The organism is Desulfovibrio inopinatus DSM 10711 (genome assembly GCF_000429305.1).
GTDB classification, from domain to species: domain Bacteria; phylum Desulfobacterota; class Desulfovibrionia; order Desulfovibrionales; family Desulfovibrionaceae; genus Alteridesulfovibrio; species Alteridesulfovibrio inopinatus.
On record NZ_KE386879.1, the window covers coordinates 181,104 to 199,565 of the forward strand.

Annotated in this window: 14 protein-coding genes, 2 tRNA genes and 1 other RNA gene; 10 read left to right on the forward strand and 7 right to left on the reverse strand. The window is 47.8% G+C overall.

Going from position 1 to position 18,462, the window contains the following annotated elements; all coding sequences use genetic code 11:
* Positions 1 to 74: 74 nt before the first annotated feature.
* From G451_RS33295 to G451_RS0123325, 4 genes are all read right to left on the reverse strand, one after another.
* Entirely contained in the window at positions 75 to 920 is an 846-nt protein-coding gene (locus tag G451_RS33295) for a GNAT family N-acetyltransferase (RefSeq protein WP_051261835.1), read from the reverse strand.
* Positions 901 to 2,493: a hypothetical protein gene (locus G451_RS0123315; RefSeq protein ID WP_156921776.1), complete on the reverse strand. Its 1,593-nt coding sequence runs from the start codon at positions 2,491 to 2,493 to the stop codon at positions 901 to 903. The genes G451_RS33295 and G451_RS0123315 overlap by 20 nt, the downstream gene beginning before the upstream one ends.
* 17 nt (positions 2,494 to 2,510) lie before the next feature.
* The gene (locus tag G451_RS31330; protein WP_051261836.1) at positions 2,511 to 4,448 is read right to left on the reverse strand and encodes an esterase/lipase family protein; all 1,938 of its coding nucleotides are present in this window, start codon (positions 4,446 to 4,448) and stop codon (positions 2,511 to 2,513) included.
* A 92-nt stretch (positions 4,449 to 4,540) separates the two neighbouring features.
* Positions 4,541 to 4,744: a tautomerase family protein gene (locus G451_RS0123325; RefSeq protein WP_027186135.1), complete on the reverse strand. Its 204-nt coding sequence runs from the start codon at positions 4,742 to 4,744 to the stop codon at positions 4,541 to 4,543.
* A gap of 744 nt (positions 4,745 to 5,488) precedes the next feature.
* Between G451_RS0123325 and G451_RS0123335 the strand changes: the two genes are divergently transcribed.
* The 10 genes from G451_RS0123335 (at position 5,489) to G451_RS0123380 (ending at position 16,091) form a co-directional block, all read left to right on the forward strand.
* Complete coding sequence (locus G451_RS0123335) at positions 5,489 to 5,725, forward strand: hypothetical protein (RefSeq protein ID WP_027186136.1); 237 nt, start codon at positions 5,489 to 5,491, stop codon at positions 5,723 to 5,725.
* Between the two features lie 188 nt (positions 5,726 to 5,913).
* Positions 5,914 to 5,989: transfer RNA gene (locus G451_RS0123340), tRNA-Thr, on the forward strand.
* Positions 5,990 to 6,306: 317 nt separating this feature from the next.
* Positions 6,307 to 6,528 carry an AbrB/MazE/SpoVT family DNA-binding domain-containing protein gene (locus G451_RS0123345; protein ID WP_027186137.1) on the forward strand — a complete coding sequence of 74 codons (222 nt, stop codon included), beginning with the start codon at positions 6,307 to 6,309 and terminating at the stop codon, positions 6,526 to 6,528.
* Entirely contained in the window at positions 6,525 to 6,827 is a 303-nt protein-coding gene (locus G451_RS31335) for a type II toxin-antitoxin system death-on-curing family toxin (RefSeq protein WP_084448742.1), read from the forward strand. The genes G451_RS0123345 and G451_RS31335 overlap by 4 nt, the downstream gene beginning before the upstream one ends.
* A gap of 193 nt (positions 6,828 to 7,020) precedes the next feature.
* The gene (locus G451_RS0123355) at positions 7,021 to 9,135 is read left to right on the forward strand and encodes a class I SAM-dependent DNA methyltransferase (RefSeq protein ID WP_027186138.1); all 2,115 of its coding nucleotides are present in this window, start codon (positions 7,021 to 7,023) and stop codon (positions 9,133 to 9,135) included.
* Positions 9,132 to 10,337 carry a restriction endonuclease subunit S gene (locus tag G451_RS31340; RefSeq protein WP_034643813.1) on the forward strand — a complete coding sequence of 402 codons (1,206 nt, stop codon included), beginning with the start codon at positions 9,132 to 9,134 and terminating at the stop codon, positions 10,335 to 10,337. Before G451_RS0123355 ends, G451_RS31340 begins: the two co-directional genes overlap by 4 nt.
* 66 nt (positions 10,338 to 10,403) lie before the next feature.
* On the forward strand, positions 10,404 to 11,417 hold the full coding sequence (locus tag G451_RS0123365) for an AAA family ATPase (RefSeq protein ID WP_027186139.1): 1,014 nt from the start codon (positions 10,404 to 10,406) through the stop codon (positions 11,415 to 11,417).
* Positions 11,414 to 11,959, forward strand: a complete 546-nt coding sequence (locus G451_RS0123370) for a hypothetical protein (protein WP_027186140.1) — start codon at positions 11,414 to 11,416, stop codon at positions 11,957 to 11,959. The genes G451_RS0123365 and G451_RS0123370 overlap by 4 nt, the downstream gene beginning before the upstream one ends.
* 49 nt (positions 11,960 to 12,008) lie before the next feature.
* Positions 12,009 to 15,260, forward strand: coding sequence for a type I restriction endonuclease subunit R (locus tag G451_RS0123375; protein WP_027186141.1), 3,252 nt, complete (start codon positions 12,009 to 12,011; stop codon positions 15,258 to 15,260).
* Between the two features lie 174 nt (positions 15,261 to 15,434).
* Positions 15,435 to 16,091, forward strand: a complete 657-nt coding sequence (locus G451_RS0123380; protein ID WP_027186142.1) for a DUF7986 domain-containing protein — start codon at positions 15,435 to 15,437, stop codon at positions 16,089 to 16,091.
* Between the two features lie 228 nt (positions 16,092 to 16,319).
* Here G451_RS0123380 and G451_RS0123385 read toward each other — a convergent pair whose 3' ends face one another.
* From G451_RS0123385 to G451_RS0123395, 3 genes are all read right to left on the reverse strand, one after another.
* Complete coding sequence (locus G451_RS0123385) at positions 16,320 to 17,666, reverse strand: DUF6880 family protein (RefSeq protein WP_027186143.1); 1,347 nt, start codon at positions 17,664 to 17,666, stop codon at positions 16,320 to 16,322.
* Positions 17,667 to 18,185: 519 nt separating this feature from the next.
* An RNA gene (gene ffs / locus G451_RS33890) (signal recognition particle sRNA small type) lies at positions 18,186 to 18,281 on the reverse strand.
* 9 nt (positions 18,282 to 18,290) lie between these two features.
* Positions 18,291 to 18,382: transfer RNA gene (locus tag G451_RS0123395), tRNA-Ser, on the reverse strand.
* Positions 18,383 to 18,462 lie beyond the last annotated feature (80 nt).

Below are 18,462 nucleotides of genomic sequence, written 5' to 3' on the forward strand. Positions count from 1 at the left end.
GGATATAAACGTTGGATGAAAGAAAAGAAGTGTTCATCGTCATATTCCGATGCCGGCTTCATCTCGCGCATGATCTAAACATTTTCCAGGGACGGGTCAATTTCCGGTTGGAAGAGCCGAGCCATCATATACATGTCTTTGTCGTGTGTTCCATCGAAATAATATCCTCGTTTAATGCCTTCAACCCCGAACCCGAATTTGTTGTACAACCCTATGGCTGGCATATTTTCCATATCGACAGTAAGTTCCAAACGACGTAACCCCGATGTTTCAACGAACTCCACGGCCTGACGCATAAGCGCCGTTCCGATTTGAGCTCCACGATGTGGTTGAAGTATGTTGATGCGAAGTGTTGCAACGTGTCCGTGAGGACCACGAACCGGACTTGCCACCGTGAGGTAACCCACCGCTTGTTCATTTACGAAGGCAAGCAACAAACGATTTTTGGGTAAATCAAATCGTGCAAGGAGCCGAGTAGCCGTGGTCGCATCCATTGAGGGAGGATATCCGCCTTCTTCATCAGCGGCATTATAAAGTCGGATAATTGCATTGCGATCAGCATTCGTCGCTGCACGAATTGTTAAGACCCTGTTTGGGAAAACGCAGGTACGTGGTGTTCCTTCTAATTGGACATTCGATCTCCCCTCGATCTTGATATTCAGGTGATGCTCTACCTCGTCATAGAAAGCAGATGGTATGGAAAATGAAAAACCATAGCAACCATCGCCAACCTGTGTCGCAGCAACATCTGGACGTGGTTTCTCGGCAATGGTTGTAGCTTGTATCATGCCGTCAATGACAAGATGCACACGAAGTCGAGTTGAAGGAGCCGACGTGTCGCAAACCCAGCCGGATATTTGTGGCGTTATACCTTCAAGATAGCCAACAATGTGATGGTCATTATTCTGATCGTTGGTCATGATTTCCCTTTGCAGCAGATCGGCGACGCAGCCATTTCCAAATCAGAACACATACTCCCGTCACTAAAAGTATTGTTACGACGGCGAGAGCCAATACCGTTCGAAAAATTTTCCCCAGAAAGGATGGCGCCTCATACGCTTCGAGTGTGCCGTTATGCAAAGCCGTTCGCATTAAATCAATATCCTGGGCAAACTCACTCAATCCAATCATTCCCGGTTTCCGCATATCTGCTGTCGATACAATCGGCAACGCACCAAGAATACGAGTCATGACTTCGGGATCGGCTGAGCCGGATGCGTTGCGCCCATCCACAGGCAAACGACGCGCCAAAGCTGCACCTGGACTCTGTGCGGTAAAATACTCTTTATTGATGGTAATCGGGTAGAGCGTCGTGGTTCCCTGCATACCCAATTCTACCATCGCATTGCTGTCGTTACAGACACCCAATGTGAAATATCCGCCGAATGGCAGGTCGGGGTGGAGTGTTTGAACCTCAATATAGGCACGTAATACTTGTGCGGCCAAACGAACGGCTTCAACCGCTTGAGTCCCCGTGTAACAATGGGCCACAACTCCAAGAATCCATGGTTGATCCAGCTCTTTGATCGGACGAAACGCACAGGCTCCATCAATACCAAAATAGAACCCTACGTCTGCATTCACTTTGGGACCACGAATTCGGATCTCATGTTGAGAATGCGATACGGGGACAAGAAAAGGGCGATCTGTACCGGGAACTCGGAATCGGGTGTCGAGCCAGAACGGCGTCATCACGGACTCTCCATGATAATAGACATTACCGAAATTCGCAAAATATCGCGCATCCCGAACCTCGACACTATGTCCCGATGCAATAAGCGCAGCAATGAGTTCATCCGGACGACAGACGTTGACCGTCCCCAAACGAACAACATATCCCGTGGTGGAGTGTGTTGGATCGTTTTGGGCCAAGCCATTGAGGACCTCGGCCATGCGTGTACTCGCTGGGAGATGTGCAAAAAAGCGTGCATTCAATTTGTTTCCGATCTGCAAGCCAAAACCAAGATCGTTCAAATCCGCATCTTGCTGAAACACTGTCGGAGAAGAATGCTTTTGGACAGGAATACCAAGAGGTTCAACCCCGACTGGCGGGGGAGACATCACGTGTTGAGGCGGAGCCGTCGTTTCGTTTGAAGTATCCTCCTTTGTGGCTTTGGCAGCCAAACGAACTGACATGCCAAGCTCATCAACAGTCATTCCGGGAAAACGGTCCAACGCTTCAAATTCTTTACCGAGGATGATTTCTCGTAATCGCTTCACATATTTGGGGCCAAGTATTCCTCCAGAGGCAGGGTCTTGACCGATGTGCTGAAGAAAAGCATCGACGAACGCTTCGTTGGTGGACAATTCGGACATTGTTTTTGAAAACAATCGCCATTCTGGAATCTTCACTGGCGTATTGAATTCCGTGGAAGCCATGGCAACGGCTGGCTCTCCTCCCATAAGCAATATCGCCAGACACACGAACGACCAAACCGCCTGCAGAGTCGGTAACGAACCTTTTGCATGGCGACATGATCTAAGGTGATCCATAGCAATATCCTGGTACATTACGGCGTCCCTGCCTGCATAATGCTCTTCGCCGCGTGCTCTAAAAGTATTCGTCGAACTTCGCGAATAGCTAAAGGTTTGGTGTGGACACTGTGGCCCGAGAGAAAAATTCGTTCAGAAACGGCGCCGTCGAGGTGTGAGCTTGAATACGGTACAACGCCATCCGTCCCTTCTGGCATATCCGCGTGATCTTCATTTCCGATAATCGAATGATACGGCACCAGTAATGGTAACTCGGAACCGGCGATCAATGTCGAGTTTTTAGGAGATAAGCTATCGATCCCAGTAGGAATGCTGACTTCATCCTCGAGATAATTTGCCCCAGCTTCATCAGGACGAACTTTCGCTTGGATCTTATAAAAAACACCGAATGACTGTTTAAGCAATGTTACTGGTAACATAACAAGATAGGATCCAATTCTCCCAATAGCACTATCGGCAAGAGTTGCTCCCCGATGGGGAACGGCCATGAAGACGACGCGAGAAACAAACGGAAGCGGTTTAAAATATACCATTTTCTTCACCTGGTCACGCTCGTCAGGTGTTAATTCCGCGGTATCAAACGGAATGTCAGCCAGGCTATTCCAAATGTTGTCTCCACTATCTTGAATGGTGCTTCGCGTCAGTAATCCCCCCATGCTATGGCCGACAATAACCATTTTATCGAAAGCAGGATTGGTGCCGTTCGGATCAAACGTCGCTTCAGCTTTCTGCAGATATTGCCGAAAAAGAGAGGCGGAGTAGAGAACTGGGTTGCCTGTGGGGTATCTGAAGAACCAAAATTGATAGTGCTTTCGAAGTTCTGGATCACCCATTAACGTGTTGATCATAGGGAGCCATGTCATGGGCGAAGACAATAATCCGTGAACGAACACAACGGGGATTTTATTCGGTTCATAGGGCTGAAACATAATCAGCCCCTGACTCTCTGACCATTCTTCCGGCCTAACGAGACCAACAAACCCTGATGAAGGCGAGTTGACCTGCATCATGTAGGCAAGTGGTGTGGTCAAATCCGATGTCAACGGAAGGTGGCGTCCATCCTCTTGACTGGCATCATCCCAACCTTCCTGAATTTCAAATGACTTAAAGGGATCATAGAGTTCAAGTCGAGCTTGGCGCACAGGCGGCAATGGACTCGGTCGCTCATCGGCCGGTTTGATGCGCAAAAACACTGTTGCGGCAAACGTCTGTCGAATAGAGGGAATGAATCGATTTCGCACGTCGCGACTGTCTTGTTCTTTGACATTGCGGACGGCAATTAAGGGAACGCCAACCCCTTGGGTTATGTATTCTTCAGTGAGTCCAAAAGTTTTAAACTCATACGATACAAAATACTTATCAAATTCTGTGGGATTCCAAGCCAATTCAGATTTGGGAGGATCAAGTTGAACGCTTCCATCCAGCATGGGAAGACGTTCATTGGCTCTCGGGGTAAGATTGCGCTCCCGACGATTCACAATGAGTTCGGCCAAAGCGCGATCATAAAAACGGCGTGCAATACCAAAACTTGGCTCAAATGGGGATGGCTTAGGGATGAGCTTGGAATCAAAGAGGAAATCGTGTGCATGAACCAGGCAGGTCAGGAGGTATCGCGCTTCTTCGGCTGAATTTTTCGGCTGTTGCTTGGCGCCAATATACGCCAATTCCATCATGGCAAAAAAAAGATCGCGAGACCCTTCATCTTCATAATCTGCTTTGACTGCCCAATAGACTTGGTAAATATCTTTGCGCCATAAAGATTGTAATCCGCGTTGTCGTAAAATGAGTTCTGTTTTCAGGCTTGGTCGTCCATTGACCAAAGCGGTCTTCCCGAGTTGCTCCATACGTGCATCAAGAGAAACAGGAGCAACACCATAGCGTCCCCCGCACCCAGAAAGAGAAAGGGAGGACAAGACCATGCATGCGACGAGAATGAAAGAAATAGAGAGCTTCAAGGGAATTTCTCCTCGTTGCCATAGAACAACGGTAAATATCGTGTGATACGGATCGGTAAAAGAGTACCGCAACCCGCAAAATACGGTTCGTTTTATTGTCCTCTGTTTCGACGGACTGTCACGCTTTCTCCGCCAATCCCCCAATTATCTGTCTCTATTTCTTCGATGAGTACAATTGTGGTCGCTGGATTCTTGCCGAGAACCCTCTGCAGCAGCTCCGTCGCTCCTTTGATAAGCTCGGCCTTTTGTTCTGCTGTAGCGCCTTCATTCGTAATCTTGATATTGACCATCGGCATAACAAGCTCCTTGGAATATCCAGAGCATAGAGCAACCTGCTCCAGATTGATAATTGCGAGGGGGAGTGGCACCACAAAGAACATGACACTGAATCGAATTTATGCGCGAGAGAAGTTGAGCACAAGTGACAAAAGTAATGAAATGATACGATATCAATCCATTACATCAACGGCCAGAAAAACGTTGTGACACAATCTCTCTCGTATGCTCGGTGCGGGCAAAACGAACTCTTTCTTTTGTGCGAGGGCAGCATAATACGGAAATATTTTGAGTTCATAGAGACAGAAGAGGGTGAAGAAATACCTCGTCAATAGAACATGTTGTAATATTTCTAAATTTTTTTTTCTCTCTTTTTTGCTTCATCAAAATCAAGTTTCAGTGTTGATTTCTTTCGTTCTCGAATCTGAAACGTCAATTTGGCCCCAAGATAGAAGCAGCACAAAATGAGTACGCCCCAGAATATTACACTTATGACAGGGGAATCGCTCATTATTTTCCTCAGGTCGAATATATGTTTGGGTATCTGTGTCTCCTAACAGAGGAGGCATAGTGTGTTGATAAAAAAAAGAAAAGTTATCCCAATCAGAGTATCTTTGTCGTTATGCTACCGCACAAAACCTAAATGAGTCCAGTCGGAAGAAATCTGCAGAAATCGCAAAGAACCGTATTGACATCGACACTCTTTTGACACAGTCTCGTAACCAGAATGTAACATTTGATATAGCTTCTTCAAGGAGGCCCCCATGTCCACAGCCCTCAAAGTGACTCGGGATATGTTGGAAAAAGTTGTCGGTACAGAAACAGCTCAACATTTGTCTAAGCAATATGGCGGATCACTGCCAGTATATATCTCGAAATTTCCATGTTTGAATTCGCGTCAGCGAGAACTCATTGGCTCGGCGAAATTGGCTGATTTGTGTCGTGCCTTTGGTGGCGCGTTTGTCTTTTTTCCCGTGTCTCATTCGTTTGTAAAAGAATAAGACGCGCAGTTAAATTTGAGCAATAACCATTAAACGCAGATGTGTAGTACAGCGATACTGAAAGTAGAGCTGTACCGCACATCTCCCAAACAGGGCACGCTGTAGTCAAATTTAAAGAAGTCTAATTTTTTACGAATTTTTTCTTGACGGTCAGTCGTCCCTTGTATATCAAGGGCTTCCTTCGATTGGCCAGCGTAGCTCAGTTGGTAGAGCAGCTGATTCGTAATCAGCAGGTCGAGCGTTCAAGTCGCTTCGCTGGCTCCAGAAATTTCAAGGGGTTATGATGAAAAATCATAACCCCTTTTTACGTTGACATACATTTTGACCTACATTTTTTGAATCTTGATCACTTAAAAGTCAAAGCAGCTATGAACGGCGTTCTTTGCCAATGCACCCACGGCTTGTCACAAACCAGACGTTGTCCTTTGGGGAAGCGTCCATACTGTTTAGTCCCGAGCGTTCCCTGCTGCTGCGTATCTGGCAGCATTTTTTTTTGAACTGTAGAAGAGTCTGAAAAATCTAACAATTATTGACATACAGGTTGCCTGGTTATAACAAAAATTATGACTTTGGAGGTTTGTATGCGAGCTACGGTTACAAAAATTGGCAATTCAATTGGAATCATTCTTCCGGAAGAAGCGGTTGCGCGTCTTAAAGTGACGAAAGGGGACAATGTGTTTCTCACCGAGACGGCGGAAGGATATTCCATTACTCCCTATGATCCGGAACTTGCGGAACAAATGGAAGCTGCACGGCGGGGCATGTCCCGCTATCGCAATGCACTACGTGAACTTGCAAAATGACGTCTTGGCGTTGGCTTTCTGAAAAGTTCATCCTCGCGGTGCATGACGAGCACATTGCCGTGCATGGCGGAAGTGAAGGTATCCGTGATCCGGGCCTTTTGTCTTCTGCTCTTGCCAGACCTCAGAATCTTCTTGCGTATAGCTCTCCAAATATTTTCGATCTTGCCGCAGCGTATGCTTTCGGCATTATCCGCAATCATCCTTTTGTGGACGGCAACAAGCGAACGAGCTTTCTTGCCGCCTACGTTTTTCTTGATGTGAACGAATGGGAATTGATCGCTCCGGAAACTGAAGAGTGAACTTGAGATGTCTAGCCCAGGACGTACCGATATTAAGATTTGAGCTGCTATAACGAGAACGTGTAGTATAGCATAACAACTTGCGTGGATAGCGGAGCAAGGAATATAGGCTGTTAGTTATCAGGATAGTGAAAGCCAACCCTTTGTGCCGAAGACTTACTTCAGAATAATGACCAAGAGAGACCGAATAGCCATGGCGCAACTAGAACATATAGAAGCCATTGAAAAGAGACTGTGGAAAGCCGCCGACGACATGCGGGCCAACTCGAATTACGCCAGCAACGAATACTTCCTACCCGTTATGGGGCTTATTTTTCTTCGACACGCCTACAGCCGATTCTTGGCGGTGAAAGACGACATCGTGGCGAACCTTCCATCCCGTGGGGGCAAAACTAGGCCATTGACAAAGGAAGACTTCTCGCAGAAAAGCTCCATCTTCCTCCAGCCCAAGGCCCAATTCGACACCCTGGTTGCGCTCACGGACAGCGACGACCGAGCCAAAGCCATTATCGAGGCTATGGAGTCCATCGAATCCGACTACGCGAGCTTGCGCGGCGTTCTGCCGAAGAACGAGTATCAGGAGTTGAGCAAGGAGGTATTGGGGCAATTGATTCGGACGTTGGACCCGGATGAGTTGAAACGGGTGAAGGGCGATGTCTTTGGCCGCATCTACGAATATTTCCTGACGCAGTTTGCCGACAAGAAGGCGCATGACGGAGGCGAATTCTTCACGCCCATCTCCCTGGTGTCCTTGATCGCCAACATTCTGGAACCGAGCTACGGCACTGTTCTGGACCCGGCCTGCGGTTCCGGGGGCATGTTTGTGCAAAGCGCTCGTGTGGTTGAGCGGCAACACCAGAACCCCAACGAAAAACTGACCTTCCGTGGCCTGGAGAAAAACCCCACTACCATCAGGCTGGCAAAGATGAATCTGGCTGTGCATGGCCTGGAAGGGGACATCCAGAAAGCCATTACTTATTATGAAGACCCGCACGAACTGCTCGGCAAAGCCGAGTATGTCATGGCGAATCCTCCTTTTAATGTCGATGAAATAGATGCGAAGAAGGTAGAGAATGACCCGCGTCTCCCGTTTGGACTACCGGGGGAAAACAAAAACAAAAAAGTGCCTAACGGCAACTATATCTGGATCAGCTATTTCTACAGCTACCTGAACGAGACTGGACGCGCCGGCTTTGTCATGTCTTCCCAGGCCTCCAGTGCTGGCCGGGAGGAAGCCAAGGTCCGCCAAAAGCTCGTGGAGACCGGCGACGTGGACGCCATGGTCGCGATCCGCTCGAACTTCTTCTACACGCGCACCGTCCCGTGCGAATTGTGGTTCCTGAACCGAGCAAAGCCGGAAGAGCACAAAGACAAGGTGCTCATGATCGACGCGCGGAACATCTACCGTAAGGTCACGCGCAAGATTTACGACTTCAGCCCCGAGCAGGAACAGAACATTCTCGCCATCGTCTGGCTCTACCGAGGGCAGAAAGAGAAATACCTTGATTTGGTCGCCGGGTATTGCCAGCGAGTGCTTGGCGAGGCCGAAGGCTGTTTCACCGGTCAGCGAGAAAATGGCGACACCATCGAACTGTTACCTGAATTCACGGCGTCCCTGGATGCGCTCCTCACCGCCATGAAGCCCTTTGTGAAAACCCTTGCAGTGGACGCCGCCCATGCGGAGCCGCTCAAGGAGTACGAGACCGCGTTGGCTGCCTTCCATGCCGATGTGGACGGCTTCAAAGCCACCATTGGCGAACAAGTGGAAGTGTGGAAGACGCAGGACACCAGCAACGGGAAATTAAAGCAGGCCGTTGAACGACTGGCTCCGTTGGCCGAAACCAGCCGGGATGTGGTCAAGCAGACCGACCTGCTCTACAAGCTAGCCTGCCGCCTCATCGAGACCTGTGAAACTGAATGCGCGGCCCGTGACAACGACGCCTGGGCCAGCCGGGACATCACCCGCGCCCGCAAGGCTGCGGATCAGGCACGGCTCCTCGCCGTAGACCAACTCAAACTGGTTCGCTCCTTCCACCGGCACGCACGCTGGCTGACCGAGCGTTTCCCTGAAGCAAAACTCCGCGACGTGGAGGGACTGGTCAAGCTGGTGGACCGGGCCGAGATAGAAGCCAACGACTGGAGCCTGACACCGGGGCGTTACGTTGGTGTGGCCCCGGAAGAGGTAGACGAGGATTTCGACTTCGAAGAAGCCCTCCGGGATATCCATGTGGAACTGGAGGACTTGAACGCCGAGGCCGCACAGCTCGCAGCGACCATCAAGAAGAATTTTGAGGAGCTGGGAGTATGAGGTGGAATCAGGTTTGCCTCGGGCAGTACATTGATGCAGGAAAAATGGACGTGCAAACCGGCCCCTTTGGAACCCAGCTTCGGGCATCAGACTATACCCCAGAGGGCACTCCAGTCATAAACGTTCGAAATGTCGGCTATGGTGATTTACGGGTAGAAAAATTGGAATTTGTTCCAGACGATGTGGTTCAACGTCTTTCAAAGCACCTTCTCGAAGATGGGGATATTGTTTTTGGTAGGAAAGGAGCTGTAGACAGGCATTTACTTGTTAAACCTGACCACTCAGGTTGGATGCAAGGCTCTGATTGCATACGCCTTCGGATTTTGTCTGATGACGTTCTGCCAGACTTTCTGTCCTTTGCAATGAGGACCAATAGTCACAAAGAATGGATGATCACTCAGTGTTCCAATAAGGCCACAATGGCATCTTTAAACCAAGATGTGATCAGCAGAATACCTATAAAAATTCCTGAGCTTAGAATTCAACAAGACATCGTCGAAATCCTTTCCGCCTACGACGACCTCATCGAAAACAACCGCCGCCGCATCCAATTGCTCGAAGAGTCGGCGCGGCTGCTCTACAAGGAATGGTTCGTGCGGCTTCGCTTTCCCGGTCATGAGCACGTCAAGGTTGTGGATGGCGTGCCGGAGGGGTGGGGGAAGAAGACGCTTTCTTCAATCGCAGACATCACTATGGGACAAAGCCCTAAATCGCAGTATTACAACACTGAAGGAGTAGGCCTGCCATTTCATCAAGGGGTCAAAGATTTTGGCCAACGATTCCCTGAAAACATAACTTATTGCACAGTAAAAAGCAGACTAGCCGAAGCTGGAGATATACTGTTCAGTGTAAGGGCACCTGTTGGTAGAATTAATGTTTCGACTGAAATAATTGTTATTGGACGTGGTCTTTCCGCGATTAGAAGTAAAAGAAAACAACAAAGTTTTCTTTTGTACAACTTGAAGAACCATTTTTTCAAAGAAGATATGATTGGTGCCGGAGCGATATACGCAGCGATCACAAAAAAGGATTTGCACAGCGTAGAGCTACTTCAGCCAAGTGACAGCATAGTAGAAATGTTTCTGGGCCATGTGAATCCAATCGATAAGCAAATTGAAGTTATTACTGCCCAAACAAACGTATTGACCAAAGCCCGCGACCTGCTCCTTCCCCGGCTCATGAATGGTGAGGTGGCGATATGAGCGGCGGATTCAGGCAATGGCCCTTGCCTCCATGTAGATTCCAACTCGTGATAAGAGGGATCGTTTATGCTGAATAAAATCGAACTCAAAAATTTTGGTCCGCTTGACAGATTGAACTGGTCGATGCTCGGCTCGATCAATTTGGTTATCGGCGGCAATGGAACCGGCAAAACGTTTCTTCTGAAAGCCCTTTACAGCGCCATGCGGACGCTGGAGGAGTACAGGCGAGGCGATGATCAGCGCACGGCGGCGGAAATCTTGGCGGATAAACTTTACTGGACCTTCCAGCCAGACAAAATCGGCGATCTGGTAACCAAGGGCGCAGATGGTCCCTTATCTTGCGCAGTGCAGTTCGACGACCAGAATTTTATCTACAGCTTCGGCAAGGATACGACCAAGCAAATCTCCTCGCTGGAGAATCATGTTCAACCCAGGTCGAGCAACTCCATTTTTCTTCCGGCGAAGGAAGTCTTGTCCCTGCATCAGATCATTCTCAAATCCCGTGAACAGGACAAAACCTTTGGTTTTGACGATACCTATCTGGACCTCGCAAGGGCGTTGCGCCAGTCACCCACGAGGGGCAAAAATTACTCAGAATTCGCCAAGTCGCGCCAGAGTCTGGAGGATATTCTCGGAGGCCGCGTTGAATATGACGAGGCGTCAGGGCGCTGGCAGTTCAAAAAGGGCAATCAGAAGTTTCCCATCGGGGTGACGGCGGAAGGGATCAAGAAAATTGCCATCCTCGATACGCTTCTTGGCAACCGATATCTTGACACCAACTCAATCGTTTTTATCGATGAACCGGAATCGGCTCTACATCCCGTAGCGGTTTCCAAATTTCTTGATATCGTGGCAGTATTAGCTGAGCGTGGCATCCAGTTTTTTCTCGCCAGCCATTCCTATTTCGTGGTGAAGAAACTGTTTTTGATTGCACAGGAACAAAATGTATCCATTCCGGTGATTTCGGCTCATGACAATGAGTGGGTAACGGCGAATCTCAAAGACGGGATGCCGGAAAACACGATCATTGATGAATCGATCCGGCTGTATAAAGAAGAAGTTGGGTTGGCGCTCAAATGACCACACAGCCAATACGCGAATCCGAGATGACATTCGGCCCATATCCTGCTGGTCAGTGTTTTTACATTGAAAAGAGCAAGACCTATGCTGACATTCAGCATGGTGTGCAAATGGCGGAATTTCTCTTGTTGCGTGTCGACAATGGAAAGCCGCCCGTTCTTTGGGTGGTGGAGGCCAAATTGAGTACGCCACGCCCGGAAACCCAACCGAATTTTGATGAATTCATCACGAATATCCGGGAAAAATTGGTCAATGCTTTTTCACTTGGCTGGGCCTCCTGCTTAAAACGGCATCAACAGGCCAAAACAGAGTTGCCCGATCCTTTCAAAATACTTGATTTGTCGAAGGCCGAGGTACGATTTGTTTTGGTCATTAACGGCCATCAGGAAGCATGGTTGCCTCCGATACAGGAGGCGCTGAAAAAAGCACTTCATTCCACCGTCAAAACCTGGAACTTCGCTCCAACCTCGGTTGCGGTCATCAATGAAGAGATTGCCAAGAAACATGGCTTGATCCTTCCTGGACAGGATGGGGCAGAATGACCAAAATCACAATTATGAAAGATTCTTGCTGAGGAGGGAACCTCGGGTGATGTCCAATTCCTACACCGAAGACACTCTCGTCCAACAAACCACTGCCGAATACTTGGAAACTCATCTCGGCTGGGACTCCGTGTATGCCTATAACACCGAAACCTATGGGCCAGACGGAACGTTGGGGCGGGATTCGGACAAAGAGGTCGTGCTTACTCGTTACCTGCGCGAGGCGTTGATCAAACTCAATCCTGGGCTGCCTGGTTCTGCTTATGACGATGCGATTCGTCAGATAACCGCAACTGTGGCCAGTCAGACGATGCTGGCGACCAATCGCGAAAAATATGAACTCATCACAAACGGAGTACAAGTTACCTTTCAAAACGCTGACGAGGAGCGCATTCGGGAAAGGCTGAAGATTCTGGATTTTTCCGATCCCACGAACAATCATTTCCTTTGTGTGCGTGAGCTATGGGTCAGGGGAGACCTCTATCGACGACGGGCGGATATTGTCGGCTTCGTCAACGGCCTTCCGTTGCTGTTTATGGAATTGAAGAACGTCAACAAAGATATACGTGCGGCCTACGAGCAGAACTTCATGGACTACAAGGACACCGTCCCCCATCTGTTTCATCACAACGCCATAGTCGTTCTGGGCAATGGGATGGATGCCAAGCTCGGGTCGGTCTCCAGCAAATTTGAACATTTCAACGACTGGAAGCGTCTGGAAGAAGACGAGCCGGGAGTTGTGGACATGGAGACGTTGCTCAAGGGAGTCTGCGATAAACACAACTTCATTGACCTCATTGAAAATTTCATCCTCTTTGATGAGTCCGCAGGAGAGTCGCGAAAAATCTTGGCGCGGAACCATCAGTTTCTTGGCGTGAACCGTGCTCTTGAGGCCGTTGAGGATAGGGAGAATCGCCAGGGCAAACTGGGCGTCTTCTGGCATACGCAAGGAGCGGGGAAGAGCTATTCCATTGTTTTCTTTACTCGCAAAGTACACCGCAAACTGGGCGGTAACTTCACTTTTGTTCTCCTTACAGACAGAGAAGATCTTGACACCCAGCTCTACAAAACATTTGCTGGTTGCGGCGTGGTAAACAATGACAGTGATTCCTGCCGGGCTTCCAGCGGTAAGCATCTGAGTAGCCTGTTGGCGGAACACAAGGCGTATGTCTTTTCTTTGATTCAAAAGTTCAATCAGGAAGTAAAGTCGGACGAGGCATATACGACACGAGATGATGTTATTGTCATTACCGATGAGGCGCATCGGACGCAGTATGGCACATTGGCTCTCAATCTACGTAATGCCCTGCCGCATGCTAGTTATATCGGCTTCACCGGTACCCCTTTGTTCTCCAGTGACGAAATTACCCGGCGTGTCTTTGGGAATTACATCTCCACATACGATTTTCAGCGAGCCGTTGAAGACAAGGCGACGGTTCCCCTTTATTATGACGCCCGAGGGGATAAGCTCGGCCTGGCTGTCGGCGACCTCAACGAAAGAATTGCCGAGAAGCTGGAAGAGCTGGAGGCTGGCGACATAGATGTGGAGCAGCAGCTCGAAAAGGAGCTGAAACGGGATTACCACATCATTACCGCCGAGAAGCGACTTGAGCAGGTCGCCCAGGATTTTGTTCTTCACTATTCGAGGGCGTGGGAAACCGGCAAGGTGATGTTGGTATGTATCGACAAGATTACCTGCGTACGAATGCACGGGTTGATTCTCAAGCACTGGAACCAGCGCATAGCTGACCTTGAAACGGAATTGAAAACGGCTGCGGATGAACAGGACGAACTTTACCGTCGGAGGCAGATTCAGTGGATGAAAGAGACCGTCGCCGCCGTGGTGGTCAGCGAAGAACAAGGAGAGGTAGATAAGTTCAGCAAATGGGGCCTGGATATTAAGCCTCACCGACGCCTGATCAAAGAGGGCATTGATCTTCCCGAGTCTATGAGGAACAAGCCGCAATTCAGAAACTTGCAGCGAATGGGCTTGGAGGACGCCTTCAAGGAAGAAGAGCACCCGTTTCGAATCGCTATTGTCTGCGCTATGTGGCTGACGGGTTTCGATGTTCCCAGCCTTTCAACTCTGTATCTGGACAAGCCTCTCAAGGCCCATACCCTGATGCAGGCCATCGCCCGTGCAAACAGGGTCAACGAAGGAAAGAACAACGGCCTTATCGTTGACTATTGCGGGATCCTGAAAAACCTCCGCAAAGCCTTAGCGACCTTTGCAGGACAAGGCGATACCGGCCATGGTGGTGACGGTGGAGAGATAGAACCAGCCAAACCGGAAGAAGAACTTCTCGCGGACCTGTCAGAGGCTATCGCTTTTGTCCGTGCTTTTTTGGCCCAAAGCGGCGCTTCATTGGATGATATCATCACCCAAACGGGTTTTAAACGGAATGCTGCCATTCTCGCGGCTAAGGAAGCTGCCAACGAAAACGACCAGACCCGTAAACGATTTGAAGTGATGTGCAGGGAGGTTTTCAAAAAATTCAAAGCCTGCATCAATGTCAAAGGTGTGAACAGTCACCGTGCCGACTATGACGCCATCAACGTGGTGTACAAGAGCTTGCAGCAGGATCGGGAGCAGGCCGACATATCCGATATTATCCGTCGTCTCCACGAAGTGGTGGATGAGGCCATCGAGACGGAGTCCTCCCAGGTTGGGCATGAAAGCGATCCATACGACATTAGTAAAATCGATTTCGATAAGCTCAGGAAGGAGTTCGAAAGCAGTTCACGGCAACGTACCACGGTACAGAACTTGAAAAATTGTATTGAACAACGCGTGAACCGCCTCCTTATGCAAAATCCCTTGAGGACGGATTTTCAGCAGCATTACGAAGACATTGTCGCTAAATACAATAGGGAAAAAGACCGTGCAACCATCGAAAAAACATTCGATGCACTCATAGAGTTTGTAAAAGCTCTGAGCGAAGAAGAAACACGGGCACTTCGTGAAGGCCTTTCTGAAGAGTCTCTTGCCGTCTTCGACATTTTGAAAAAAGAAACACTCAGCAAAGAAGATATAAATAAAATCAAAAACGTATCGACTCAATTAATTGAAAAGCTCAAATCAGAAAAATTGAAGATAGATAACTGGAGAGCAAAAGAAACCACGCGTGATGCCGTCATGATTACAATACAAGATTTTCTCTGGGATGAAAAAGCAGGGCTTCCTGCTTCATACGCAGAATTTGAGGTGTCACAGAAAGCGGAGAGTGTGTTTACTCATGTGTTTCGCGTATACCCTACGGTCCCTTCGCCATATTATGCGAGCGTATCATCGCCAATCTAAGCAATGTGAGAAAATTATTTTTTGTTTTCTACAAAGTCGTATGACATATTGCTATGCCAAATAATAAAATACGTTTGCAGGGGGAGGGAGCCTAAAATGAATATCCCAGCAAATGAATTGATACGCCGTGTAGGCAACAACATATGAACATTATTTCAAAAACGGAGCAGCAACATGCTCTTTCCCGATGAGACGATCCAACGATACCAAACAACGAAATCCGCACTCAAGGATTTTCACAGCGAACTCTTTCAGCGGGTCCCCAAAAAGGAATATGCTCCTTGCGCAAGGGCAATAGGCCTCTACAAAAAGAAGCAGTTGTTCTTTCCTGAAGATGCTTGCATTGGCATATTCGCAGATTGCTTGATTTATTCCTGGCCTTCAAAGGAAAAGTCTCCTGTAGCTACGTTCTCAACCGATGATCATCACCAGCTTGCGCTTCTGTCAGGTATGCAAAAAAATGTGTTTAGTCTATTCGGTATGGAGAATATCGGGAGTAATCGTCTCCAGTGTGCTGATCTTCTTAAGGAAGGGCATACTGAAGAAGTCATTGACATCGGTCTGTCACGCTCCGCTCGTTCTGGTTTAATATTCGCGTCTCGCTTGCTTCGGTATGATGATTTTTGTTGCTTCTCAGGTGCAGGGTTTCCGGTATTTAGTGATGAGTTATTGAAGGACATCATATCCGGTGTCTCGTTATTTCTTGACAAATGTAATGTGGAGTCTGTTGCCGACCTCGGCCCTCAGGAAGAAACGAAGTTAGAGGCTATTATTATAAAGCAATGTGTTCGGCACAAAGCCTATGAACATTTTTTCACGGAAGACGTATAACTGTTGGTTCAATGCAACGCAGGCTATCTGTTTGGAGTGGAGGCATTATGGGTGAGTGGATTTTGTAAAAGGAGAGATTGATATGAATTGTAAAGAGTTTATTGAAAAGATTGATCAAGGAAGTATCGGTTGTACCCAGCATGATCAGCGTTGCCGCACAATACGACGACGGGACAGAAAACAATAGACCTGTTTCTATCCGGGGTAACTGTATATACGTCACAAAACTTACCGATATTTTGACCAGAAAGCAGTCTTGCGCTTATGTTCAGCGTAGATTTTGTGGAAATAATCTTGGTGAGGAGTTCTATTTTTCCAATCGCTAATTTTGTTTGTAATTTTGTCCAGCTTTTTCAAGTACCGGATACCGTGATGGTAGTATTTGGAATTACGCCGTTCAAGAACGGATTCAAGCAACTGGCGGTAAATAATAACGGCAGGGAGGTGAAAACCTTGTTTTTCCATTGTGTTAGCAATTGGTTCCAGAAAGTAATGATTTTCACCGTTGAGTTGGTCTTCGCGGTCTAAAATATATTCTTCAGCTTCCTGAAATCGTCCATTCTCGCAAAGGAATTTGAGGTTTGATGCATTAAAAGCTTGAACCTTCAAAATGATCGCAGTTTCATCCGCGATTATCCGTGCCTTCTTGTCTTTACCGACAATATTTAGCAACTTTTCTAAGTTTTCTTTATCTCGATACCAACGAAAAAGAGTCCAAGCGGCTTTTTCTTGCTCTTTTGGATTCCCAAGTTTGCCGTGAATCTCGATAAGCAAATTGTGCTTATCATAGGACGTTGTCACATCATCAGGAGAAATTTTTTCGATCCAGGAAAGGGCGACTTCTGGCTTGCCTGATTTGAGGTATGCTTTTGCGATATCAAGATATGAATTGGTAGTGTCGTGTTTATCAGTTGTTGCCAAACGCGCTTGCTCAAAGAGTTTAGGATTGTTTAGCTGTCGAGCAAGAGTTTGTATATATGACCAGGCTACCCGCTGCTCGTAGTCATCGGACTCATTCCGGGCCTTTTCTGAAAAATGGTCTGCGAGTTGCTGTAAGTGGTCTGTGTCTAAAAAATCCTTTGCATGGTTCAGAAGGGCATCTCTGACATTGTATTGGTCGTTTCGAAGAATATTGATGACCTTCTCAAGTATCCAGTCTTTCTCTGGGCACTGAGAAGCGTAAAATGAAAATAAATCTGACGCGTTGGAAGAAAAAACGGCACCAATCGAGCCACTTGAATCATCGGAGCGTTCGAGGATAGCTTTGTCAATTTCAAAAAATTGACAAGTGAGTTCAATTCCAGATTGTGGATTACCGACTTTGGACTTTATGTCGCCAAGGAGTTGCTCTAGTTCAGCTGTAAATGCCTCTGACTCCCTCCAAGAAATGAAATAATTTTCGGCCCCCAACTTTTTAATGGCATTGGAAAAATAGTTAGAAGCTTGGTCGTTGGAAAGAAGAAGTCGGTCGATAAAAATTTGACCAGTCTCGCAGCGTGAAGCCAATTCCATGAGAGCATCTGCCAGTGCTTCAACACCCAGCGCAACTAATTTGTTATGAATATTTGAAGGCATGTTCTTAATAGGCCCGAAAATTTGGGTGTTAGGTCTTGAATATGCATTGGCAGGTTACTCGCGTTCCGTTTTTTTTAAATTAAGTGTTTCGATCAATAGCTTTGAAATGTCTAAAAGAACTTAATTCTGCCTATGCTCTCCATAAGAATGGTGTCAATGAAAAAATGGTGACAGCAGAGAGGTAATGTTTACTTCCTCGACCTTCTGAACCGACCGTCGTAGATTCAAAAGTTTCAGCGCCTTTGATACAGAGGGAAGATGTGAATGCACTACTCTAGCGTGACACCGACACAAAACCTGAAAAACGCAGAGACAGAGTAGGGGGGCCGCCTTTTAAATCTAGCTCCCCAACCAAAGAGAAACATTGACCTACATTCCCCTGAAAAAGAGCCTTCATCTTGTATGTCAGTCAACAACAAACAAATAAAAACAAACAGGTTACGACTAGGCTTTTTGATTCGTAATCAGCAGGTCGAGCGTTCAAAGGACATAAAAAAAGCGCGGAACATGTTCCGCGCTTTTTTAAGGAAGCCAGATACCCAACAACAACTGTTACCGCTGCTCCCTTTCGGGCCTGACGGGGTTGGCAGCGTCACTGCCATCTGGCTTCCTTGAAATATGTTCTGGCGGAGAGGGAGAGATTCGAACTCTCGGTACCCTGTTAAGGTACACACGATTTCCAATCGTGCTCCTTCGGCCAACTCGGACACCTCTCCGCAGGAGCGGAATTACTATAAAACCCTCTGATGAAATGCAAGCGAAAAAAACGATTTTTTTCGGAAAAATTGCATTTTTT